This window comes from Bifidobacterium sp. 7101 (assembly GCF_000499285.1).
In the GTDB taxonomy this organism is placed as follows: Bacteria; Actinomycetota; Actinomycetes; order Actinomycetales; family Bifidobacteriaceae; genus Bombiscardovia; species Bombiscardovia apis_A.
Genome location: NZ_AWUN01000003.1, coordinates 19,697 through 43,773 on the forward strand (window position 1 = coordinate 19,697; position 24,077 = coordinate 43,773).

The following is a 24,077-nucleotide window of genomic DNA, read 5'->3' on the forward strand; positions in this document are numbered from 1 at the left end:
GCGCCCTGGCAGCAGATGGCTGGGCGCGATATGGTGACGGCATGGAACAAGTAGAGCATCGCAAGGAAGGGACCCGGAATCTGGAGGAGCTGCCTCGAAGAATCAAGGGGGAGGTCTATGAGCGGCTCAGTCGGGTCATCGATCCAGAACTGGGGCGATCCATCACCGATCTGGGTATGATCACCGACATCATTGTCGAGCCGGCCAGGGATGCCCAGGCCGACTATGAGGTGACCGTGCGGGTGGAGCTGACCATCAAGGGGTGTCCGCTGTCGACCACCATCACCAACCAGATCAACGGGACCGTCACCTCCTATCCACGAGCCCGGCTGCGCCCCCATATCGATGTCTCCTCCATGAGCCGGGAGAAGCTGGACAACCTGGTGGCCGACCTCAAGGCCGCCCGGCGCAGCAACCCCTTCTCCAAGCCTGGCGTAGGCACCCGCATCTTCGCCATCGCCTCGGGTAAGGGAGGCGTGGGCAAGTCCTCGGTGACCGTCAACCTGGCGGCCACCCTGGCTGCACTGGGCTATGACACGGCCGCCATTGATGCGGACATCTACGGATTCTCCCTGCCTGGGCTCTTCGGCGTGCACAGCCGACCCACCAATCTGCATGGCATGTTGATGCCGGTGACCGCCTGGGGGGTCAAGCTGATCTCCATCGGCATGTTCGCCGGGTCGGACCGGGCCATCCTCTGGAGGGGTCCGCGTCTGCAGCGCTCGCTGGAACAGTTCCTTTCCGATGTATGGTGGGGGGACCCTGATGTACTCCTGCTGGATCTGGCCCCAGGTACCGGGGACATGGCCCTGTCAGTGGCCCAGGCCCTGCCCAACAGCCGGCTGATCGTGGTCACCACTCCCCAGCCATCGGCCTCGCAGGTGGCCGTGCGTTCAGGGCTGGTGGCTCTCCAGCTGCCCACCAAGGTCCAGGGTGTGATCGAAAACATGTCCTGGTACGAGCACAATGGCGAGCGTCTGCGTATCTTTGGCCAGGGAGGTGGCCAGCGGGTCGCCGACCAGCTGACCCGGGATCTGGGGTATCAGGTACCCCTGCTGGAGCAGCTGCCTCTGCAGACCGACCTGCGCGAGTCGGGGGAGTCCGGGCGTCCGGCTGTACTCAGACCCGATGGCTCCCTGGATGATTCACCGCTGACCCAACGATTTGTGGACCTGGCCAAGACCCTGATGGCAGGTTCGGAGCCTGGCGATGCCCGTCGGGCCGCCGGCGAGGACTGACTTTACAAGAGAACTGCCACTAAAGAGACAACTCAGTATGCTGCACTGGCCACTGTAGATATGTCTTCTTGGCCATCCTTTGGATTAGTTAACCTCGAAGTCTTTAATTCGGTGTCAAGCCTTGTCCCAGACTAGATGGCAGCCGGGCTCTTCCGGCTGGTGATCTGCCGCGAGGGAATGGCCAGGAACCAGGGGACTGCCAGCACGACCAGACCGATGGCGCACATGGCCAGGAAGGGAATGACCTCATGCCCGGCCAGGATGTAGGAGGCGAACATGGGTCCCACGATGTAGCCCAGGGAGGCGGCTGTGTTGAGCAGGCCGAACATACGTCCGCTGAACGATGGCCCGGCCAGCTCGGCGGCCACCACCGGCTGGGAGATACCCATCATGACCTCGCCCAACCCGAAGATGGTGATGCCCAAGGAGGCCACGCTCAGGGCGCCGGGGGTGGAATCCAGGCGCAGACCCAGTACGATGATCACCCAGGCCGCAGCCCAGAAGACCGGCACGGTGCGTAGCATTCGCACATGGTTGGCGTCCTTGAGCCGGGGCAGCAGCACGATATTCATGATGACCACCGAGAAGGTGTTGACCACGTCCACCACCGACAGGGACCAGCGGGGGATGTGCGGATCCGAGATCAGGGTGGTGACCAGACCAGCGTCAAATTGGGAGTAGCCGAAAAGGTCCATGAAGAAGGTGCCCAGGGTCAGCAGGGTCATGGATGCCAGCACCCTGGTCAGTGAGCTGGTCCGCCCTCCGAAGGTGCCATTGATGGTCATGCTTTCTCTGTTGTCTGACTCCTTGGCCTTCAGGGCACCGGTGGCCCCTTCGGATTCCTGGACGACCTCCCGCTCTGCCTTGGCCTTGAGTTCAGCCGTCAATCGACGTAGCTGCCAGTGATGTTCGATGATTAGCAGGGACAGGCTGAGCAGGGCGAATCCCAGAGCCCTGCCGCCGAAGCCAATGCGATAGAGGAAGTCCTGACCTCCTGCGGCCAGCAGTCCGCCCACGGCCGCCCCAAGGCCGATGCCCAGGTTGAGTTCAGCCTGGTTGATTCCATAGACGATCCGGTGCTGCTCCCTGGTGGAGATCTGTGTCAGAATGCTGGCCCAGGAGGTCTGCATGCCCATCCCCAGGCCCGAGACGAAGGCTCCTGCGACTGCTGCCCGATAGTCGTGGGCCACGGTGAAGATCAGGGGACCGATGACCGAGAAAATCATGGCCGTGTGCATGGCCAGCCAGGAGGAGCGACGGTCTGAGACCCAGCCGATGATGGGATTGGAGATCAGAGACCCTACCGAGCTGATGGTCACCAGGAGGGCGGCCTCGCTCATGGTGGCACCGAGGGAATGGGTGGCGAAGAGCAGCTCGATAGGCATGACCAGGCCGATGCCGAAGTTGCACATGAGGTCCACGATGAGCATGGCTCGCAGATATACGGGCAACTCCATGAATTCACGCAGCCAGCGCATCGGTCTCCACCTCCATCGGACCAGTCTTCATACCTGCCCTTCATTCTGGCCTGACTGCCGCCGGAATGCCGGGGCTGGCGTGTTGCCATCCATAGGCGGATACCCATGGTCGTGATAATACAAATAGGCCCGACCCTTCAGCAGGAAGGATCGGACCTTAAGCGACCTTGCCCGTCAGCCGGCCTCAGTCGTCATGTGAACTCAGATGTGGAAGTAGAGCTCGTACTCGAGAGGGGTGGGGGCCAGCCGGGTCTGGTCCAGCTCGCCGCGCTTCAAGTCCAGCCAGGTCTGAATCAGGTCGTCGGTGAAGACATCGCCCTCGCTCAGGAAGTCATGGTCCTCCTCCAGGGCGTTCAGGGCCTCCTCCAAGGAGCCGGGCACCTGCTTGATTTGGGCGTGCTCCTCCGGGGGCAGCTCATAGAGGTCCTTGTCGATGGGGGCCGGGGGCTCGGTGTGGTTGAGGATGCCGTCCAGTCCTGCCATCAGCTGGGCCGAGAAGGCCAGGAATGGGTTGCAGGAGGGGTCGGGGGCGCGGAACTCAATCCGCTTGGCAGCCGGCGAGGTACCGGCCAGGGGGATGCGGATGGCCGCTGAACGGTTCCGGGCCGAGTAGACCAGGTTGACCGGGGCCTCGTAGCCGGGCACCAGCCGCTTATAGGAGTTGGTGGAGGGGTTGGTGAAGGCCAGAACGGACGATGCATGCTCGATCAGGCCGCCCACATACCAGCGGGCGATGTCGGAGAGTCCGCCGTAACCATTCTCGTCATAGAAGAGGGGCTTGCCATCCTTCCAGAGGGACTGGTGGCAGTGCATGCCGGTCCCGTTGTCCCCGGCGATGGGCTTAGGCATGAAGGTGGCCGCCTTGCCGGCCAGGGCAGCGGTCTCGTGGACCACGTACTTGTACTTCATCAGGTCGTCGCCAGCGTGCAGCAGGGTGTTGAAGCGGTAGTTGATCTCCTGCTGGCCTGCGCCGCCCACCTCGTGATGGGAGCGCTCCAGGATCAGGCCTACCTTCTGCAGGTTGGCCACCATGTCGTCGCGCAGATCCTGGTAGTGATCGATGGGCGGTACGGGGAAGTAGCCCTTCTTGACCCGGTTCTTGAAACCGATGTTGTCGGAGCCGTCCTCCTCGACATCCACGCCCGAGTTCCAGGGGGCCTCGATGGAGTCAACCTCATAGAAGGAGCGTTGCATGCTGTTCTCGAAGCGGACCTTGTCGAAGATGAAGAACTCAGCCTCAGGAGCGAAGGAGGCCGTGTCGGCAATGCCGGTGGAGCGCAGGTAGGCCTCGGCCTTGGAGGCGATCTGCCGAGGGTCGCGCGAGTAGGGCTCGTCGGTCACCGGGTCCACGATGGAGAAGGCCACATTCAAAGTGCGGTGGCGGCGGAACGGATCCAAGTAGGCTGTTTCAGGGTCCGGAATCAGCTTCATATCGGACTCGTTGATGGCTTGGAAGCCTTGGACGGAGGAGCCATCGAAGGCCATGCCGTCCGTGAAAGCTTCTTTGAGGAATTCGCTGGCGGGGACGGTGAAGTGCTGCTGGACCCCGATCAGGTCCGTGAACCTGACTGAGACATATTCCACGCCTTCCTGGTTTATCAGAGCTTCGCAATCGGCCTTTGACTTAAGTTCGCTCACTGAACTGCTCCTTTCGTGGAAACCTTAACGGTCACCCAGTCTAGGGGACCGGTTTTTTCGGCAATGCGCCACTGAGGTTACGGGGGTGTTTCATGCGAAGGTCCCGGCGCCTCCCTGCGGAAGGGGAGATACCGGGACCTTGGAAAACATCAGCGCCCGCGCATGGCCTTGCGGCTGACGTGTATCTTGGTCGGATCGATGCCCTTGGGCATTCCCAAGGCGTTCTGCCGCTTTTGCAGGGTGACCAGCCGGTCGTTCAGGGTCTCCAGCTCGGTGGCTGTCAGCTTGATCTTCTTCTTGACCACGGTGCGCTGGAGCTTGTCGAGCGGAACCTGGTCGGGGCCGTGGCCCACGCTGATCCGGTAGATGGGGATGGCCGACCCGCGGGTGATGCGGCGGATCTTTTCCTCCTCGCGGTTCATGGCCTTGTTGACGCGGTTGTAGTCGCCCTCGGCTATCAGATAGACCCCGGTGCGACCGGTGCCCCTCCAGACGGCATCCTTGGTCTTGGCATCGATCCAGACGGGGTCCTGGGGGAAGGAGAAGCCTGCCTTGGAGATGCTGCTCAGCACAGCGGCGGCTGCGCCTGGACGACCATCCATCTTGGCGTAGCCGACCTTATCGGAGCGCCTGGTAAGGGTCATGGTGGCCAGAAGCAGGCCAACCATGATGCCCAGAAGCACGGTCAGAATCCAGGACAGCCAGCCGAAGTGGGCCAGCAGGCAGATCACAACTGCTATCAATGTGGGTACCAGAATGGCCACGGCCAGCAGCCAGGGAAGGGCCTTGTCCTCTGCATAAGTGAATTGGTAGATCTTGACGATCTGGTTGATCGTGCTGCTCTTCTTTTTTGCTTTTTTGCCCTTGGTGTCCTCTGTAGCCATGCCATCCTCACTTGGAAACGTTCACTGGTTGACCAGTCTACCGCATGCCTATCGCATGTTCAGGGGTCTGCCATCAGCCTTGAGCAGGGCCTCTCCAATGGCTTCCGAGAAGGTGGGATGGGGGTGGATGAGCCCGGCCGCCCGGTGCAGGGGGATTTGGTTGCCCACCAGCTGCTGGGCCTCAGCAATGTTTTCTGAGGCCTGGGGGGATACCATCTCCAGACCGACCACTATCTGCTTCTCCAAATCGGTGGCTTGGCAGGCGGTGATCAGACTGAGGGTGCCCTGCAGGCCGCTCATGCGCATGCGCGAGTTGGACATCATGGGGTAGATGGTCTCCTTGACCTGGTTCAGCGATGGATCGTCCTCGGCCTCCTGCCGGCTGAAGCCCACCGCTGCGGCCTGGGGGGAGGAGAAGACCACGCGGGGGATGGTGGCCTCGTTGACCGGTTCGGGATCCAGGCCGGAGGCGGCATCGGCCAGGGTGATGCCCTGTTGGAAGGCCCTATGGGCCAGATGGTGACCCGGGGTGATGTCTCCCAGGGCCCAGACCCTGTCACGACTGGTGCGCCCTTGGGAGTCGATCAGGACCTGGCCATGCTCGTCCAGGTCGATGCCCAGCTCCTTCATGTGCTTGGGGTCAGTATTGGGATCCCTGCCGATGGCTACCAGGACCATATCAGTCTCGATTGATCCTTCCTGGCCCTTGTCGTCGGTCGGCTGGTAGTCGACCTGAATTCCCCCGTCTGCGGGCAGGCGGTGTCCACCTGAGCAGCGGGCGTGGGTGATGATCTGAATTCCCTGACGCTCCAGCTCCCGGGTCATGATCTGGCCGGTCCGCCGACCCCAGTGAGAGAGCACCCGGTCCCGTCTGACCATCAGCGTCACCTGGCAACCGGCTTGATTCCAGATGGTGGCGAATTCCAGGGCCACCGCACCTGATCCGATAATCAAGGCCCGGCGGGGGAAGGGTTTGAGGGTCAGGGCCCGGTCGGTGTCGATGACCAGATCGCCGAAGGGGAGTTCTTCCAGGGCCCTGGCATGAGAACCGGTGGCCAGGATGGTGTCGCAGGTGGTCAGGCGGGTTCGATTGCCCTCGTCGTCGGTCACTTCTACCAGGCCGTCGCCGACGATGGTGCCATGGCCATGCACCACGGTGATGCCACGTTGCTTCAGCAGGCTCGCTAGACCGCCGGTCATGGCATCCACCATCCGGTCCTGATAATCCTGGAGCTTCTGGTAGTCGATGTTGGCCGACTCGATATTGATGCCCATGGCGGCTCCCAGGCCAGCCTGTTCGAGGACCTGGGTGGCGGTCAGCAGGGCCTTGGTGGGGATGCATCCCCTGTTCAGGCAGACGCCGCCGACCACAGGGTCCTGCTCGATCAGAGCCACCCGTCCGCCCAGCTCTGCCGTGCGCAGGGCCGTAGCATAGCCGCCCGGGCCGGATCCGATAATGATGGTGTCGTACTGGCGGCTGTCGGCATCCCAGGGATCAAGAGACTCTGTGCCGGATTGGTTGATCGATTGCTGCATAGCAATCCATGCTAGCCGTAGAGGCTGGGAGAATGAAGACCATTAGCAGAATATGGAGTGATTACGAAGACCGCCTGGGGTGACCGACCCTTAGGCGAGAATATCAAAACAATCGGCTGTCACTTGGGCCAGTGCCCACGCTTGCTCTGGTTGGGCTTGGGAACCCGCCAGCGCCGGACCATCATGGCCCGCTGCCATGCATAGGAGGCCGATCGTGAACCCTTGGCCACCGAGCGCTCGCCGAACTTGTCGATCAGCAGGCGCTTGAGCTTGCGCCACATCAGCCAGGTGTCGACCAGGGCCACAATCAGGTAGCCGTACAGAAGAATGGTCACCACCATGGTGAAAGTGGCATAATGCTGCGGACCCACGAACATGCCCATCAGGGTGGCCACGAACATGAGGATGATGGCTGGGAAGATCCATTCCAGCAGATTGAAGCGGGCATCCACATAGTCGCGGATGTAGATCCTCCAAGGTAGGCGCTCCGACTTGGGCATGTGGTCGATGTCGCCGGTCCTCATGGCCTCGTACTGGGCATCCTCACGGGCTCGGATCCGGGCCTTGGCGGCCTTGCGAGAGGCCTTGCGGTCCTTGGGGACCAGCGGACGCAGGTTCCGGGCCTCGGCCTGCTTGCGCTTGGGGGTGGGGCGTCCCTTGCCTCGTACTTCTTCAGCGGAGGCCGTCTGGTCCGCATCCGCCTCTTTGTCCCGTCGATCCTTGCGTGAGAAGGGGTTCCATGTCATGCGAACAGGTTACGGTGACGCCTAGACTCGCAAGCATTGATACACAAGCAATCACAGGAGGTAACGATGGCGGAACTGGGCCTGGAGACGATCCGCACACGTGTCCAAAACGATAGGGGCCGGGTCGTCGATCTGCTCAAGGACAAGATCGCCCTGGCGTCGGTTTCGGCCAAGGGGATCACCGGGGATCACATGCGCCGCTCGGCCGACTATGTGGCCGGGCAGCTGCGGCAGGTGGGTGTGGATGCCCGGGTGGTCCAGGCAACCAATCCTGACGGGACCCCGGGCGCCTTTGAGGTCATCGGATCCCGGCTGGTGGATCCCGATGCCCCGACCGTTCTGCTCTATGCCCATCACGACGTACAACCGGTACCTGACCCCTCCCAGTGGTCCACTGATCCTTTTACCGGTGTTGAGAAGGAGGGGCGGCTCTACGGACGCGGATCGGCCGACGACGGCGGCGGCATCGCCATCCATTCGGGTGCCCTGCATGCCTTGGGCGATGACCTGCGCGTCAACGTCAAGGTCTTCATCGAGGGGGAGGAGGAGATGGGCTCGCAAAGCTTCATTCCCTTCCTTCAGGCTCATCGGGACGACTTCGCCTCGGATCTGATCATCGTGGCCGACTCGGGCAATTGGTCGGCGGACACCCCAAGCCTGACCACCTCACTGCGAGGGAATGCGGACCTGGATGTCACGGTCACAGCCCTGGAGCACCCCGTCCACTCCGGGCAGTTCGGCGGGCCCATCCTGGATGCCAACACCCTGGCCGCCATGCTGATCGCCTCCATGTATGACGACCAGGGCCAACTTGCCGTGCCCGGGCTGGAGGGCGGCCAGCCCATCGGCGGCCTGCAGCGTGATCTGGACCAGGCTCAGCTGCGTGCCGATGCCGGTGTGGTGGACTCCTACCGGCTGGCCGGAACCGACTCCCTGGCCTCCCGGCTCTGGACCAAGCCGGCGGCGGCCGTGATCGGCTTCGATGCCCACCCAGTGGAGGGTTCCTTCAATGTGCTGGCCGATAAGACCCGCTTCCGCATTTCCCTGCGCACTGCGCCCACCCAGCGGCCTGAGCAGGCCGCGCAAGCCCTGGCTGATTTTTTGATTGCCCATGCACCTCAGGGGGCCAGGGTGGAGGTCACGCCCAGCGATATGGGTATGGGATGGGCCATGGATGCCGATAGCCCGGTGGTCCGGCAGGCCGAGGAGTCTATGCGTCAGGCCTTCGGACGCGACCCGGTCAACAAGGGCGAGGGCGGATCCATCCCCTTCATCCCCGAGCTCAAGCGGCTCTTCCCTGAGGCCCAGGTCCTGGTGACCGGCCCCGAGGATCCCCAGTCCAACGCCCACAGTCCGAACGAGTCCATCTCCCTGCAGGGGCTGGTCGACAACATCATTACCGAGGCCTTGCTGTTGGATTCTCTTGACCATCGTATGTTCTAAGATGGCAGGTGACACGGGGGCCGTATGCCTTAGGGCGTGCGGCTGAGAGGAGGCTCAGCCTCAACCGGACGAACGTTTACCGGGTAATGCCGGCGCACGGATGTCACTGGACCCGTGCCTGAACGGGATGGCGCTCATAGGGAGCGCTCCGAGGAAAGGCACAAGATCATGACCGATGGTCATTTCATGAACAATACTGTTTCCGGATCAGGGCCGGAGTCTGAGCGGACTCCCTCCAAGGTCAGGATCCCCTCCAGACGGTGGAGGGTGGTGGATATTGCCGTCGCCTCGGTCATCGGGGTGGCCTCCGCCGTCATCTACTGGGTGGTCGCCATGGTGACCACTATTCCATGGTCTTTCCTGGACGGGGTTGTGCCCGGTCTGGGAGGCATTCTCAATGGTCTCTACCTGTTTGCCGGCCCACTGGCCTCGGTCATCGTACGCAAGCCGGGTGCGGCCGTCTATGCCGAGCTGGTGGCGGCCATACTGGAGTCGCTGCTGGGCAGCCTTTGGGTGCCTGTGGAGACCATACTGATTGGCCTGCTTCAGGGCTTCATGGCCGAGTTGGTCTTCATGCTGCTGCGTTATCGGCGTTGGAACATGTCCACGGTTGCACTGTCGGGCGCCGCAGCTGGTTTCGGTTGCTGGCTCTATTCCTTCTGCACCCATCTGCAGGCCATCAATCTGACCGGCCCCTATGGGGTGATCTATCTGATAGCCACCCTGATTTCGGGCGCGCTGATCGCCGGAGTGCTGGTCTGGTACCTCTACAAGGCCATCGCCGCAACCGGGGCTCTGGACCGCTTTGCTTCCGGCCGCGATATTCGCACGGCCGGGAAGTAGAGGTCCGAGCGTGGGTCAGAGCATCCAGGACAATCCCTATCGCCCAGCCGCATTGGAACTGCGCGGCTGGGGGTACCGTCATGCCTACAGGAACCACTTCGCCGTCAGGGATCTCTCCTTAAGCATTCCTGCAGGTCAGCGGGTGCTTCTGTTGGGAGCCTCCGGCATTGGCAAGTCGACCATCCTTGAGGGTGTGGCTGGACTGCTGGGCGATCATGCCCCGCAGAGCGGCCAGGATCAGGTTGAGGATGATGAGGGCGGGGTGACCCAGGGTCAGGTCCTGATTGACGGCAATCCTGCCGTCTCCAGCCGGGGGCGTGTGGGTCTGGTCCTGCAGGATCCGGATGCTCAGGCCATCTTTCAGAGGCTGGGTGACAATGTGGCCTTCGGGCCGGAGAACATGGGGCTGCCCCGCGAGGAGATCTGGCCACGGGTGCAAAAGGCCATGGCCGAGGTGGGCCTGGCCGACCTGCAGCTGACCCGGTCCACCATGCATCTAAGTGGAGGGCAGATGCAGCGTCTCGCCTTGGCGGGTGCTCTGGCCATGCAGCCTGGGCTGCTCCTATTGGACGAGCCAACGGCCAATCTGGACCCTATCGGTGTCGAGCAGATAGTTGATGCAGTCAGAAAGGTCCTGGATCGAGAAGGCTCCACCATGGTTCTGGTCGAGCACCGGGCAGGGCCTTGGATGGACATGATTGACCGGGTCATCGTGCTTGGGCTGGGTGAGGTTGAAGGCGGCACTGAAGGATCGGGTGCCGCGGCCTATCGCAAGACTGTGATCATGGCCGACGGCAGTCCCCAGGAGGTCTTTACTGATCCCGGGTTGGACCTGGCATCCCTGGGCATCTGGGTTCCAGAAGCCTATAGGAGCGCCAAGGATTCGCTTCATGCGCTTGGTCAGGACAGGACCAGGTCTGGTCAATCCGATATCGGCCAGGATGAACATCCCGTTCTGCTGGCCACCCGGGATCTGGCAGTGGGTCGTCAGGGCAAGGCGGTGGCCGAGCACATCGATCTGGAATTCAGGGCCGGGCAGGTCACGGCCTTGGTTGGAGCCAATGGGGCGGGCAAGTCCACTCTGGCTATGACGCTGGCTGGTCTGTTGGAGCCCGTGGCCGGTTCGGTACTTGCCCACGATCATCTGCTTCGGGGACCTCAGGGGCAGACGCCTGTCCAGCCCGAGCCCATTCGGTGGACCTCATCCCAGCTGGCGGCGCGCATCGCCTATGTTTTTCAGAATCCAGAGCATCAGTTCGCCCGGGGCACGGTCCTGGATGAGGTCAAACTGGCCCCCATCCGCACCGGCATGACTGAGGACCAGGCCCAGGCCCGCGCCCTGGATCTGCTAAGGCGCTTCAGTCTGAGACAGTATGCTCGCGCCAACCCGTACACGCTCTCCGGAGGTGAGAAGCGGCGGCTCACCGTGGCCTCGGCCCTGGCCGCTGCGCCACAGATGCTGATTCTTGACGAGCCCACCTTCGGCCAGGACAGGAACACCTGGGTCAGCATGGCCCAGCTGATTGCAGACTTGCGCGACCAGGGAGCCTGCATCATCCTGGTCACCCACGACCGGGAACTGGTTCAGGCCCTGGATGCCCGCCTGGTGGAAATGACACCTCCGGGAGCCCGGAAGACCGTCTGGCATGCAGCCGGGTCAGATTCGCAAACTTGTCAGAAGACTGTTGCCGCCCGACTGACCGTCACACCCATGGATCAGCGGGATGAACCGGTCAAACCGGCCAGCCGATCACCATACATAGCCTCCATCAATCCGGCCTTCCGCCTGATTGGGGCCTTTCTGGCGGCTTTGCCTTTGTTGATCAGCCTGGACCCCGTCTCCGCCACGACGGCCCTGGTCCTGGAGTTCCTGCTGCTGGGCGTGGCAGGCTTCACACCCCTGCGTGTGGTCAGATCCACCTGGCCCATCTTCCTGGGGGCGCCAGGTTCAGCCCTGGCGATCATCCTCTATGGCAAGAGTGGCGGCGCCACCTTCTGGCAGTGGGGGATGATCCACATCACCCAGCGCTCGCTGGATCTGGCCCTGGCTACTGCACTGCGAATCCTGGCCGTCGGGATCCCCGCCATCATCACCGTGCTGGGAATAGATGCCACTGACCTGGCCGATGCTTTCAGCCAGGTGCTCCATCTGCCTGATCGCTTCGTGTACGGGGGGCTGGCCGGCATGCGGCTCTTTACTGTTCTCAAGGATGATTGGTCAGCCCTGACCGCCTCGCGCCGCAGCCGTGGACTGGGCGATGAGAACCGTTTCAAGGCTTTTATGCCCCAGGCCTTCGCCCTGCTGGTCCTGTCCATCAGACGTTCGACGACTTTGGCCACGGCCATGGAGGCCAGAGGCTTTGGCGGCAGCACACCGCGCACCCATGCCCGGGTCTCCCATGTCGGTCTTCGTGATGTGGGCTTCCTGCTTATCTGCTTGGCTGTGCCCACGATCTCCCTGACCGCGGCTGCCCTGACAGGTTCCATTGCCTTCTTCGGCAACTGATCGCCGCGGTTTCGCAGGCTCTGGATATAGAGGAACCCTGGCCCTTTCCACCTCCCGCAGAGAGGGGAAAGGGCCAGGGTTTGCCTGTGGTTGGAAGCGCCGACCTCTTACCTGGCCAGAGTGGTGTTGATGTTGCGCACCTCGTCGAAGCGCTTGGAGGCATCCTCCCAGTTGACGATGTGCCACCAGGCCTTGACGTAGCTGGCCCGGTCATTCAGGTACTCCAGGTAGTAGGCGTGCTCCCAGAGGTCCAGCAGAACCAGTGGGAAGATGGTGACGGGCAGGTTGCCCTGGTGGTCGTACATCTGCAGGGTGACCAGGCGCTCACCCAGCGTATCCCAGGCAAGGACGGCCCAGCCGGAGCCCTGGATGCCTGCGCACATGGACTCGAAGTAGGTCTGGAAGCCCTGGAAGGACCCGAACTGGTCCTCGATGGCGGCCTTGAGCTCGCCAGTGGGCTCCTGGCCGATGGCCGGTGCCATGTTCTTCCAGAAGATGGAGTGGTTCTTGTGCCCGGCCAGGTTGAAGGCCAGGTTCTTCTCCAGCAGGTTGGACTGAGCCACGTTGCCGGACTCGGCCGCATCGTGGATCTGCTCCAGGGCCTTGTTGGCCCCGTTCACATAAGCCTGATGGTGCTTGTCATGGTGCAGCTCCATGATCTTGCCGGACACGTACGGCTCCAGCGCCGAGTAGTCGTAGGGCAGATCGGGAAGTGTATATACGGGCATATCGTCTCCTCACAATGATTCTGGCCAAGCCAGATGAGCGATGGTCGGTCTGCGCCATACCAACGACGGACGTGGTCGACCCGACCGGTTCTTTTAGACTAGCCCCTTGTCCGGCGAGCACAAGGGGTGCGGACCTTTCTTTCAGTGAACTTTCCCACAGATGTGTGCTCTTGAAGGTTCCTCAGCAGCGCTCTCGGCCGCCGGGGCTAGAGTTGTGCCCATGCGCTTCGATGACTCCCTTCTTGACAATCCCCGTGCCCAACGGATTCGCCGTCTGGCTGAACTGCAGGATCGGCGGGCCCGGCAACGTCATGGCCGCTTCCTGGTAGAAGGCCCGCAGAGCGTGCGCGAGGCGGTCCGCTGGCGTCCCGACCTGCTGACTGACCTCTATATTCAGGCGGATGAATCCTCTCCTGTGGCCCATGGCGGTCACCCTCGGCCGCTCAACGAGACCGTAGGCGCCATAATGGAGCAGGCCGGGGATCTACCCGACTGCTATGGGCACTTCGTCTCCGCCCGAGTCATGCGTGCCATCAGTGGCAATTCCCAGGGAATCCTGGCTCAGGCACGTACGGACGGATTTCTGGCCCAGTCGACGGGCCAAGACGATTCCCAGAGCCTAACCGGGGAGGGACCCGACCTGGTGGCAGCCTTCTGGCAGATTCGTGATCCAGGCAACGCTGGAACCGTCATTCGCACCGCTGATGCCGCAGGCTGCAGGGCGGTCATCCTGGTGGACCAGTGCGTGGAACCCACCAATCCCAAGGTCATTCGCTCCACGGCTGGCTCGGCATTTCACATACCCCTGATGACCATGGGCACCGAGGACTTCCTGGCCCTGTGCAGACGGCAGGGCCGGATCATGGTGGCGGCCGATGTCTATGGCACACCGGACAAACCCGTCCGCTCCCTGACCGATCTGATGGCGGGCGATACCCCAGCCAAGCCAGACTCGACACGTCAACCCACGGTCATGCTCTTCGGCAATGAGGCACGCGGACTGCCCGAAGAGTTGCTGCAATCCATGGATCAGATAGTTCGCATCCCTATATATGGGCGGGCTGAATCCCTCAACTTGGCTACCTCGGCGGCAGTGCTGCTCTACGCCATGGCCATGTCGAGTCGTATTGAAAGAATGTGAAGGCGTCAACGACCGGGATTTCCGCTGATTTGCGGCCCGGACACGGCATTGGCAACAGTGGAAAGGTCCATGGTGGCACAGGAAGAATTCGACCCCGCGGCGATGACCGACGAGGTCAACGAGGGCATCGGCAGGATTCGCGAAGCCTCCGATTTGGAAGAGCTCAAGGCGATCAAGGCCCGGTATGCGGGGACAGGTTCAGCCCTGGCCGGATCCGGACGGATGATCGGACGGCTTCCAGCGGATCAGAAGAAGACCGCTGGCCGCCTAGCGGGCAAGCTCAAGGCTGACTTCGGCCGTGCCTACGGGCTCAAGGAGCGGCAGTTGCGCCAGGAGGAGGAGTCTCGTCGCCTGGCTGCCGAGCAGGTGGATATGACCCTGCCGGTCAACCGCCGTCCCCAGGGAGCCCGTCACCCTCTGTCCAAGCTCATGGAGGACGTGGAGGACTTCTTCGTCTCCATGGGTTGGAGCATCGCCCAAGGACCCGAGCTTGAGGCCGAGTGGTACAACTTCGATGCCCTCAACTTCGGCCCTGACCATCCTGCCCGCCAGATGCAGGACACTTTCTACGTCAAGGGCAGTCAGGCCAGGGATGCCGCCGGCTTCGTCGGCTCCAACATGGTCATGCGTACACACACTTCGCCGGACCAGGCCCGTTCGTTGATAACCCGTGGCGTGCCGCTTTACGTGGCCTGCACGGGCAGGGTCTTCCGCACCGACGAACTGGATGCAACCCACACTCCGGTCTTCCACCAGTGCGAGGCAATCGCCGTCGATGAGCACCTGACCATGGCCGACCTCAAGGGCACCCTGGACAAGCTCGCCGTGGCCATGTTCGGCCCCGAGGCCCGGACCAGACTGCGGCCCTCGTACTTCCCCTTCACCGAGCCCAGCGCCGAGATGGACCTCTGGTTCCCCGACAAGAAGGGCGGCCCTGGATGGATCGAATGGGGAGGCTGCGGCATGGTCAACCCCAACGTTCTGAGGTCGGCCGGCGTGGACCCGCAGCGCTACTCAGGCTTCGCCTTCGGCGTGGGCATGGAGCGCACCCTGCTCCTGCGCCACGACATCAATGACATGCACGACCTGGTCGAAGGCGACGTGCGGTTCAGCCAGCAGTTCGAGATGGGGGAGTGACCGTCAGATGCCAATGGTAGATATCGACTGGCTCAAGGAGCATGTGCAGGTCCCCGAGGATCTGACCTATGAACAGCTGGCCAAGGACCTGGTCCGGGTCGGTCTGGAGGAAGAGGACATTCACCAGTCCACAGTGACCGGCCCCATCGTGGTCGGCTATGTGGTGGATGCCGAGCCTGAGCCTCAGAAGAACGGCAAGACCATCAACTGGTGCCATGTGGATGTAGGCGAGCAGTACAACGCTGTGGACGACCAGGGTCACAAGGTGCCCAGGGGCATCGTCTGCGGGGCCCCGAACATGGCTGCGGGCGAGAAAGTGGTGGTGACCCTGCCGGGGGCCGTTCTGCCTGGCGACTTCCGCATCGAACCGCGCAAGACCTATGGCCACATCTCGGACGGCATGTGCGCCTCCGAGCGTGAGCTGGGGCTGGGTTCGGACCATCAGGGCATCATCCTGCTGCGCAACTATGGGTTCACCCCCGAGCAGTACGAGCAGCTCAAGCCCGGGGACGATGCCATGGCCCTGTTGCATATGAACAGGCCCGTCCTTGAGATCAACATCACCCCAGACCGCGGCTACGCTTTCTCTTACCGTGGGGTCGCGCGCGAATACCATCACTCCACGGGCGCTGAGTACACGGATCCGGTGATTGAGCTGAACAAGACCGTGCCGGCCTCCGCAGCTCAGGAGGATCAGGCTCCACTGGCCGTGCGTATTGAGGACGACAACCCCATTCATGGTCAGCCCGGTTGTGACCGGTATTATCTGCGGGCCCTGACCGGCTGCGACCCCAAGGCGGCCACTCCCAGCTGGATGCGTCGTCGGCTGGTTCGGGCCGGCATGCGCTCCATCAGCCTGCCGGTGGACATCACCAACTACGTCATGTTGGATCTGGGCCAGCCCCTGCACGCCTACGACCTGGACAAGCTCAGCGGGCCCATCGTCGTCCGCAGGGCCAGGCAGGGCGAGCACTTGACCACTCTGGATGGTAAGGATCGCGAGCTCAGCACCGAAGATCTGCTCATCACCGACTCGCCCGATGGGCAAGAGGGATCCCGCATCCTGGGGCTGGCCGGAGTCATGGGCGGTCTGTATGGAGAGGTGACCGATCAGACTCGGAACATCCTCATCGAGTCCGCCCACTTCGACCAGATCACCATTGCCCGGACCGCACGTCGCCACAAGCTGCCCTCGGAGGCCTCCAAGCGCTTTGAGCGCGGGGTTGATCCTCAGATGCAACCGGCCGCTGCAGCCATGGCCGCAGACCTGCTGCATCGCCTTGCCGGTGGCCAGGATCTGGATGCTCCGCTTGATATGAACCAGACCAAGCCCATGCCGGTCATCGACTTTTCTGTCAGCGAGGTGGCCCGGCTGACTGGGCTGGAGGTGGAGCCCAAGCGCATCGTGGCCATTCTGCGTGACATCGGCTGCACGGTCCAGGGTGATCCTCAAGACAGGCTGTCGGTGACACCGCCAACCTGGAGGCCCGATCTGGGCGAGGGCTGCGATCTGGTCGAGGAGGTGGCCCGCCTGGTGGGCTATGACCGCATCCCCGTCACCGTGCCATCACCCAAGGTGTCCGGTGCGGTTGGTCTGACCGATCGCCAGCAGCGTCGCCGTTGGGTGGCCGACACCCTGGCCGAGTACGGGCTCACCGAGGTTCTGGACTACCCGTTCGTCGGGGACAATGATTTCAAGGCCTTCGGCATGGATCCTGACGAGGTCAATGTCAACAGCGTGGAGCTGGCCAACCCCATGGCCGCTGACAGGCCTTATCTGCGGCAGAGCCTGCTGCTGCCGCTGGCCAACACCGTGGAGCGCAACCTGCGACGCGGCAACACGGATGTGCGCCTCTTCGAGATCGGCTATGTCTTCCGTCGCGACCCCAAGGCTCCTGCGGTGCCCACCCTTCCGGGCGGCGTGCGGCCCAGCGACGAGGATCTGGCCCGCCTGGACCAAGGTCTGCCGGAGCAGCGGCTGCATGTGGCGGCCCTGCTGACCGGCCGCGCCCAGGAGGACGGCTGGCTCAAGGACAGCAGGGATGTGGACTGGACCGATGCAGTCGAATCGGCTCGCCGGCTCCTGGACAGGTTGGGTGCACACTATCGGCTGGAGCAGCCCTCGGCCGATCAGGTGCCCGACCAGTGGCATCCGGGCCGTACCGCCAGGCTGGTCCTGGATGACGGTACGTTTGTCGGTATGGTGGGTGAGCTGCATCCTCGGGTCGATCAGGCTCTGGGCTTCCCTGCCCATTCGGCCGCTTTCGAGCTGAGTCTGGACATGGTGCTGGATCACCTGGACTACACCCCCCTGCAGGCCAAGCCGGTCTCGACCTTCCCGCCGGTCCGTCAGGATCTGGCCTTCACTGTGCCGGACACGGTTTCGGCCGCTGACCTGACTTCCGCCATCAGAGAAGCGGCTGGGTCTAGTCTTGAATCCATCGAGCTGTTCGACGTTTTCACTGGCGATCAGATCGGTGAGCATGCAAAATCGCTGGCCTTCGCAGTCACCTTCCGCGCCCCGGACCGTACTTTGACGTCCGAGGACAGTGAATCCCTGCGTCAGGCCATCGTTGACAAGACTGCGGGTCTGGGCGCTGTACTGCGCGCCTGACCGGGCATCGAGGGGACCGAGGGACATGACGGATTCTCAAGAACAGGGCACAGCCGGTGGACCTGACCGCCAGGATCATGATGGGGGCGACCAGCCCTTGTACGGCGCGCGCGCCGATCGTTATCCAGGATGGAATCCGTACATATACGGTCGCCCGGACCCTGAACCCAAGGCCAAGGAATCCGACTCGTCCCAAGGCAACCCCGCCAACAGGCCCATGCCCATGGCGGGGCAGTCGGGCCCCGGACGCGGTGGGAATCCTGGGAATCCCCAGGTCCGTCCCGGCACGCCTGGATGGCCTCCCCAGGGAATGCCGAATTTGAACGATCCCTCCCAAAATCCTGTCTATGGCCACTGGGATCCATGCGCCATCATTGCTTTCTTCATGGCCCTCTTTCTGCCCATGCCTGTGATCCCAGCTTTGCTCGGCGGCATTTCCATGTATCGGACACGACACCTGCATATGAAGGGCTATGGGCTGGCTATGGCTGCCCTGATCATCAATCTGCTCTTCACCTTGGCCTGGATCTGGCTGCTGGCCAACGGCATTTCCCTGAACGACTTCTACCAACAGATGGTGCCGTCGCCCTCAACGGGTGGCGGAGGCTCTGGCGGAGACGGCGTCAGCGCCTGAACTCTCGAGATACAGGCGTCGCCAGTGCCAACGTGGGCTGTGAGCAAGAGACTGTGAAAGAGTGCCAGGAAGAACCCGGCAGTTATAGGCCTGGCGGTACCATCGATTGAGGCGGTGATGTCACTTCCCGGAAGTGAGCATTGGTGCCAATGAGTATTCATGCCTGTGCGACTGATGTCAGCCTTGAGTCTGATGAGTGGCAGGTCTGCCAGTGGGGAGAGGTTCATTCGAATGGTGCCGGATGTCAATATTGTCGTATTCGACGGATTCGAACCCCTGGATGTCTTCGGGCCCTTTGAGGTTTTCATCAACACAGATGGCGCCCGCGTGCGGATATTCTCCTTGGACGGTCCTGGCGTGAAAGTCAGCGAGGGCGGTGCCAGGGTCGAGGCCCTGGGACCGGAGCAGATCAATCCCAAGGGGGTTCTGCTTATACCGGGCGGGTCCGGCACGCGCGCTCTGGTTGACGATGACCGCTGGCTAAACAGTCTGCGGAGCCTGGTTACGCAGTCTTCGCAGGTGCTGACTGTCTGCACGGGTTCGGCTCTGCTGGCTGCTGCCGGTGCTCTGGATGGTAGGCGGGCCACCTCCAACGATCTGGCCTTTGACTGGGTGGTCAGCACGGGTGAGAGGGTGGATTGGATCAAAGAGGCCCGCTGGGTGGTCGATGGAAAGTTCCGCACCTCCTCGGGCATCTCGGCTGGCATCGATATGGCCTTGGATTATGTTGAAGACACATGCGGGCCCGAGGCTGTGGACAAGGCCAGCACCCAGATGGAATACATCCGCAACCGGGAGTCCGGTTATGACCCTTTTGCACGGTCGAAAGCATAACGACACGCCGGATTGCATAATTATGCATTTTGTCGCATGACTATTTATGATGGTGCCCGGTGAAAGGAGCGTTCATGCACCAATATACAGTGGCCGTGGTGGGAGCCTCCGGTTATGCCGGTTCTGAAATGATCCGACTCATGGCCGCTCACCCCGCCTTCCGGGTATGTACGGTCACTGGGCGCAGGACGGCGGGTCGACAGCTGGGGGAGTTCTCACCCAATCTTCCGAATTCGCTGGCCTCGCTACAGATTCAGGCCACAGACCCGAAGGTCCTGGCTGGCCATGATCTGGTGGTGCTGGCGCTACCTCATGGTGCCTCTGGTCCCCTGGCAGAGCAGCTGGATCCCGAATCCATGCTGGTTGACTTGGGTGCCGACCATCGGCTGGAGGATCCGGCCGACTGGCAGGACTACTACGGCGGGCACTTTTTCTCTCCCTGGACCTATGGAATGCCGGAGCTATTGACGGCGGAAGGCGTTCGTCAGCGTGAACTGCTCAAGCATGCCCGCCGGATAGCAGGTCCGGGTTGCAACGTAACCGCAGTCACCCTGGCCTTCCAGCCGGCCCTGGCTGCCGGATTGGTGCAGGCCGATGACCTGGTGGCCGATCTTGCCGTGGCCTACTCGGGTGCCGGTCGCTCCAGCAGCAGAATGGATTTACTCGCTGCTGAAGCCATCAATTCAGCCCATCCCTATTCGGTCGGAGGCACCCACAGGCACATCCCCGAAATTCTGCAGAACCTGCGCAAGGCGGAAGCAGCCAATCAGGACCTGGGGGGAGACCATCAACCGATTCGCCTGGGGCTGACCCCTATCCTGGTTCCCATGTCACGTGGAATCCTGGCCGTGGTTTCGGCCAAACTGAACGCGCGTGGACGTGCCTTGGGCGCGGAGGGCATTCGTGCCGTCTGGGAAAAGATCTACGCCAAGGAGCCGTTCGTTGATCTGCTGCCCCAGGGTAGGCTCCCCTCCACGGCTGACGTCTACGGTTCGAACCTGGCACAGGTTCAGGTCCTCACAGACGAACGCGCCGACCGTCTCTATGCTTTCGCAGCCATCGACAACCTGACCCGGGGTACCGCCGGCCAGGCCCTTCAGGCCGTCAACCTGGCCCTGGGTCTGCCCGAGGAAACCGGTCTGACAACCATAGGAGTGGCACCATGAGCATCACCTACGCCGCGGGCTTCCAGACAGGCACCGCCATCGCCCATCGCCCGGGAGGCTCACGCCGCCGCAACCTGGCCTTGGTTGTCAACAAGGGGCCCGTGGATACTGCTGTAGGCGTCTTCACTCCCAACCGCTTCCGGGCCGCTCCGGTCATCTGGACCAGCAGGATTTTGAAAGAGGGCCGGGCAGGAGCCGTGGTCATCAATTCAGGCAACGCCAACGCATGCACGGGTTCCGAGGGCCTGGACCAGGCCAAGGCCATGGCTGAGCGGACAGGCAAGAATCTGGGTCTGCCAGCCGAACAGGTTGCCGTCTGTTCCACCGGGATCATCGGCCACCTGCTGCACCTGGACCCCATACTGGCCGGCATCGACCAGGCGGCTCAGGAGCTGTCGACCAGTCAGGAGGCCGGCGAGGCTGCGGCCAAGGCCATATTGACCACCGACACCTGTACCAAGACTGTGGCCCTGGACGGTTCTGGCTGGCGGCTGGGCGGCATGGTCAAGGGCTCGGGGATGATCGCCCCGCAGCTGGCCACCATGATCTGCCTGATTACCACCGATGCCATTGTGGAGCCTGACCAGGCCCGCCGCGCTCTGACCGAGGCCTGTCGGCTCAGCTTCAACCGGATTGATGTGGACGGTTGCATGTCCACCAATGACACGGTCCTGCTCATGGCCTCCGGTGCTTCTGGCGTTCGGCCTGACCCCGATCAGTTCCAGAAGTTGCTCAGCCAGGCCTGCGGTGAGCTCTCCCGTCGCATTGTGGCCGACGGCGAGGGCAGCCGCCACCGTATCCGTATCCAGGTGGACGGTGCCGAGAGCGAGGATGCGGCCCTGGCCTGCGCCCGGGCTGTCTCCGGCTCGACCCTGCTCAAGTGTGCCGTGGCTGGCGAGGATCCCAACTGGGGTCGCGTAGTGGCCTCCCTGGGCACCGTGCCGACTTCGACGGCGGCCTATGATCCGGACCGTGTGGATGTCAGCTTCAACGGAGTCAAGGTCTGCCAAGGAGGCCGCCCCGGCCAGGATCCCTCCCTGGTCGACCTGCACGTGCCCGAGGTCCATATCGATATCGATCTTGGTCAGGGTGACCGCCAGGCCACGGTTTGGACAGATGATCTGACCCACGAATATGTGACCATCAACGCCGACTACCACACCTGATCCGGAGCTTGCGCACGAGCGTGAGGTACCGGAGGCAGAAGCGGCAATGAGGAAAGGGAAAAGGATGGCAGATGGCGAGCAGGAGGCAGAAGCTGAACGGGCCTTGGACGATGTCAGCAAGGCCCAGGTGCTGATTGAGGCCCTGCCCTGGCTGGAGGAGTTTGCAGGTCAGCGGATCGTGGTCAAGTATGGCGGCCATGCCATGGTCGATGACCACCTGCGACAGTGCTTTGCTCAGGATATGGTCTTCCTGCGGCAGGTGGGTATGCATCCGGTGGTTGTCCATGGGGGAGGCCCCCAGATCTCTGACATGCTTCAGGCCCTGGGCATTCCCTCGGTATTTCGTGGTGGTCTTCGGGTGACCACGCCGGAAATCATGAAGGTGGTCCGGATGGTCCTGACTGGTCAGGTGGGCAGGGATTTGGTCGGTGCCATCAATGCTCATGGTCCTATGGCCGTTGGTCTGTCGGGAGAAGATGCCGGCCTGTTCAGCGCTGCCCGCCGTACCGGTATGGTGGATGGCCACCCAGTGGACTTGGGCCTGGTGGGCGAAGTTGTGGCTGTGGATGCTTCGGCCGTGGAGGATCTGATTGATGCAGGGCGGATTCCTGTGGTTTCTTCGGTGGCCCCGGACGAGCAGGACGCCACCCAGGTACTCAACGTGAATGCCGATGCTGCCGCCTCTGCCTTGGCCGCGGCCTTGGGAGCCAGAAAGCTGGTCATTCTCACCGATGTCGAGGGACTCTATGCCGACTGGCCCCAGACTGATTCCCTGGTATCCAGCATTGGCGTGGATCGCCTGGATGGTCTGCTTGGAGACATGAAGGCAGGCATGCGTCCCAAGATGGAGGCCTGCATGCAGGCTGTACGTGCCGGGGTCAGTCAGGCCCACATCATTGACGGGCGCCAGCCACACTCCATGCTCACTGAAATCTTCACCCAAAACGGGATCGGCACCGTCGTTGTACCGGGCCATGAAATGGTCATGAGGAGGAGCCATGAACAAGGCTGATCAAGATTGCGGCAAGATCGCGGAGCCAGCCGAAACGGTTGAGGGTCCACAGAGTCGCCAATGGGCCGATCGCTATGACCATGTCCATATGCAGGTCTTTGGAAGGCCAGGCAGGGTCATGGACCACGGCCAAGGTGCATGGATATGGGACGTTGACGGCAACCGTTATCTGGACATGTTGGCGGGGATCGCGGTCAACGCCCTGGGCTACGCCCATCCTGCCTGGAACAAGGCCCTGGCCGAGCAGGCCGGCAAAATGGCCCACATCAGCAACTTCTTCGCCTCCCGGCCTCAGATTGAACTGGCCGAGCGGCTGCTGGAGCTAGCCCAGGCCCCGGATGGTTCACGCGTCTTCTTCTGCAACTCCGGAACCGAGGCCAATGAGGCGGCCATCAAGCTGGCCCGGCTGCATGGCACTCGCATGGGCGGCCACCCCGGGCGGATCCTGGCCCTGACGCACAGTTTTCACGGTCGCAGCATGGGCTCGCTCAGTCTGACTTGGAAGCCAGCAATCCGTGAGCCCTTCCAGCCCCTGGTGCCGGGGATGGGCTTCCTGCCGTCCGGTGACCCCAAAGCCCTGGAGGAGGCCTTCTCCGGAGAAGAGGCTTCCGACCAGCCAGTGGCCGCCGTCATACTGGAGCTCATCCAAGGCGAGGCTGGCGTGCTGCCGTTGGAGCCCGACTATGTGCAAAAAGTGCGTGAGCTCTGCAGCCAGCATGGTGCGCTGATGATTCTGGACGAGGTGCAGACTGGGATGGGCAGAACAGGCCACTGGTTTGCCTTCCAGGATCAGAGCTTGTCCGGCGGCGCCTGTCCCGATGTTCTCACCTTCGCCAAGGGGGTGGCCGGCGGCTTCCCCATGGGAGGGATGATCACTTTTTGGCTCCGGGCCTTCTGGTCTGCTGACCCCAGGTACGCACGGGTCCACCTTCGGCGGCAACCCCCTGGGATCGGCTCTGGCGCTGACCACCCTGGAGACCATCCAGCGGGAGGGTCTGCTGGAGCAAGCAAGACAAATGGGGGAGAGGCTGCGCGATGGCATAGCCGCCTGCGGCAACCCGCTCTTCACCCAGGTCAGAGGCAGGGGTCTGCTGGATGCCGTCCAGCTGAGTTCTCCCTGCGCCGGCAAGGTGGCCTCTTGGTGCTTGGACCACGGGCTGATAGTCAATCCCGTAGCTCCTGATGCCCTGCGTCTGGCGCCGCCCCTGATCATCCAGGCCGATCAGATCGACCTGGCTGTCGACGTTCTCTCCAAGGTCCCGATCCGTCTGGGGGACATGGATTCGCAAGAGGATGATCGGTGATCTACAGCATTTAGAGACATTCGTGATGA

General features: G+C 62.5%; 18 protein-coding genes and 1 pseudogene. 13 read left to right on the forward strand and 6 right to left on the reverse strand.

What is annotated here, in order from left to right; genetic code table 11:
• Nucleotides 1-41 precede the first annotated feature (41 nt).
• On the forward strand, nucleotides 42-1,238 hold the full coding sequence (locus P272_RS0104790) for an Mrp/NBP35 family ATP-binding protein (protein WP_044097797.1): 1,197 nt from the start codon (nucleotides 42-44) through the stop codon (nucleotides 1,236-1,238).
• A gap of 131 nt (nucleotides 1,239-1,369) precedes the next feature.
• On the opposite strand, the gene P272_RS0104795 is transcribed toward P272_RS0104790, so the two are convergent.
• The 5 genes from P272_RS0104795 to P272_RS0104815 form a co-directional block, all read right to left on the reverse strand.
• Nucleotides 1,370-2,716, reverse strand: coding sequence for an MFS transporter (locus P272_RS0104795; protein WP_029678413.1), 1,347 nt, complete (start codon nucleotides 2,714-2,716; stop codon nucleotides 1,370-1,372).
• A gap of 201 nt (nucleotides 2,717-2,917) precedes the next feature.
• Complete coding sequence (gene glnA / locus P272_RS0104800) at nucleotides 2,918-4,354, reverse strand: type I glutamate--ammonia ligase (RefSeq protein ID WP_029678414.1); 1,437 nt, start codon at nucleotides 4,352-4,354, stop codon at nucleotides 2,918-2,920.
• 149 nt (nucleotides 4,355-4,503) lie between these two features.
• On the reverse strand, nucleotides 4,504-5,238 hold the full coding sequence (locus P272_RS0104805) for a DUF4191 domain-containing protein (protein WP_029678415.1): 735 nt from the start codon (nucleotides 5,236-5,238) through the stop codon (nucleotides 4,504-4,506).
• 48 nt (nucleotides 5,239-5,286) lie between these two features.
• Nucleotides 5,287-6,774: a dihydrolipoyl dehydrogenase family protein gene (locus P272_RS0104810; protein ID WP_081709051.1), complete on the reverse strand. Its 1,488-nt coding sequence runs from the start codon at nucleotides 6,772-6,774 to the stop codon at nucleotides 5,287-5,289.
• Nucleotides 6,775-6,893: 119 nt separating this feature from the next.
• On the reverse strand, nucleotides 6,894-7,520 hold the full coding sequence (locus tag P272_RS0104815; protein WP_029678417.1) for a DUF3043 domain-containing protein: 627 nt from the start codon (nucleotides 7,518-7,520) through the stop codon (nucleotides 6,894-6,896).
• Nucleotides 7,521-7,586: 66 nt separating this feature from the next.
• Here P272_RS0104815 and P272_RS0104820 point away from each other — a divergent pair, with 66 nt between their 5' ends.
• The 3 genes from P272_RS0104820 to P272_RS0104830 all read left to right on the forward strand — a co-directional run bounded on the left by P272_RS0104820 (nucleotide 7,587) and on the right by P272_RS0104830 (nucleotide 12,312).
• On the forward strand, nucleotides 7,587-8,963 hold the full coding sequence (locus tag P272_RS0104820) for a dipeptidase (RefSeq protein WP_029678418.1): 1,377 nt from the start codon (nucleotides 7,587-7,589) through the stop codon (nucleotides 8,961-8,963).
• Between the two features lie 168 nt (nucleotides 8,964-9,131).
• Complete coding sequence (locus P272_RS0104825) at nucleotides 9,132-9,806, forward strand: ECF transporter S component (RefSeq protein ID WP_253269672.1); 675 nt, start codon at nucleotides 9,132-9,134, stop codon at nucleotides 9,804-9,806.
• 10 nt (nucleotides 9,807-9,816) lie between these two features.
• Nucleotides 9,817-12,312: an ATP-binding cassette domain-containing protein gene (locus tag P272_RS0104830; RefSeq protein ID WP_044097798.1), complete on the forward strand. Its 2,496-nt coding sequence runs from the start codon at nucleotides 9,817-9,819 to the stop codon at nucleotides 12,310-12,312.
• Nucleotides 12,313-12,419: 107 nt separating this feature from the next.
• Here the strand turns inward: P272_RS0104830 and P272_RS0104835 are convergent, their stop codons facing one another.
• Nucleotides 12,420-13,040, reverse strand: a complete 621-nt coding sequence (locus tag P272_RS0104835) for a superoxide dismutase (RefSeq protein WP_015022073.1) — start codon at nucleotides 13,038-13,040, stop codon at nucleotides 12,420-12,422.
• A gap of 220 nt (nucleotides 13,041-13,260) precedes the next feature.
• On the opposite strand from P272_RS0104835, the gene P272_RS0104840 reads away from it, so the two are divergent.
• The 9 genes and pseudogenes from P272_RS0104840 to P272_RS08660 all read left to right on the forward strand — a co-directional run bounded on the left by P272_RS0104840 (nucleotide 13,261) and on the right by P272_RS08660 (nucleotide 24,048).
• Nucleotides 13,261-14,181: a TrmH family RNA methyltransferase gene (locus tag P272_RS0104840; RefSeq protein WP_029678421.1), complete on the forward strand. Its 921-nt coding sequence runs from the start codon at nucleotides 13,261-13,263 to the stop codon at nucleotides 14,179-14,181.
• A 69-nt stretch (nucleotides 14,182-14,250) separates the two neighbouring features.
• On the forward strand, nucleotides 14,251-15,318 hold the full coding sequence (pheS, locus tag P272_RS0104845; RefSeq protein WP_029678422.1) for a phenylalanine--tRNA ligase subunit alpha: 1,068 nt from the start codon (nucleotides 14,251-14,253) through the stop codon (nucleotides 15,316-15,318).
• A 7-nt stretch (nucleotides 15,319-15,325) separates the two neighbouring features.
• Nucleotides 15,326-17,932, forward strand: a complete 2,607-nt coding sequence (gene pheT, locus P272_RS0104850; protein ID WP_029678423.1) for a phenylalanine--tRNA ligase subunit beta — start codon at nucleotides 15,326-15,328, stop codon at nucleotides 17,930-17,932.
• 25 nt (nucleotides 17,933-17,957) lie between these two features.
• Nucleotides 17,958-18,566 carry a DUF4190 domain-containing protein gene (locus P272_RS0104855; RefSeq protein ID WP_052323200.1) on the forward strand — a complete coding sequence of 203 codons (609 nt, stop codon included), beginning with the start codon at nucleotides 17,958-17,960 and terminating at the stop codon, nucleotides 18,564-18,566.
• A gap of 192 nt (nucleotides 18,567-18,758) precedes the next feature.
• The gene (locus P272_RS0104860) at nucleotides 18,759-19,400 is read left to right on the forward strand and encodes a DJ-1/PfpI family protein (protein ID WP_216476235.1); all 642 of its coding nucleotides are present in this window, start codon (nucleotides 18,759-18,761) and stop codon (nucleotides 19,398-19,400) included.
• Nucleotides 19,401-19,474: 74 nt separating this feature from the next.
• On the forward strand, nucleotides 19,475-20,566 hold the full coding sequence (gene argC / locus P272_RS0104865; RefSeq protein ID WP_029678426.1) for an N-acetyl-gamma-glutamyl-phosphate reductase: 1,092 nt from the start codon (nucleotides 19,475-19,477) through the stop codon (nucleotides 20,564-20,566).
• Nucleotides 20,563-21,732 (forward strand): bifunctional glutamate N-acetyltransferase/amino-acid acetyltransferase ArgJ, encoded by a 1,170-nt coding sequence (gene argJ / locus P272_RS0104870; protein ID WP_029678427.1) that lies wholly within the window; start codon nucleotides 20,563-20,565, stop codon nucleotides 21,730-21,732. Before argC ends, argJ begins: the two co-directional genes overlap by 4 nt.
• Before the next feature lie 64 nt (nucleotides 21,733-21,796).
• Complete coding sequence (gene argB / locus P272_RS0104875) at nucleotides 21,797-22,744, forward strand: acetylglutamate kinase (protein ID WP_044097800.1); 948 nt, start codon at nucleotides 21,797-21,799, stop codon at nucleotides 22,742-22,744.
• Nucleotides 22,731-24,048: pseudogene (locus P272_RS08660) on the forward strand (acetylornithine transaminase). The gene argB and the pseudogene P272_RS08660 overlap by 14 nt, the downstream one beginning before the upstream one ends.
• Nucleotides 24,049-24,077: the final 29 nt, after the last annotated feature.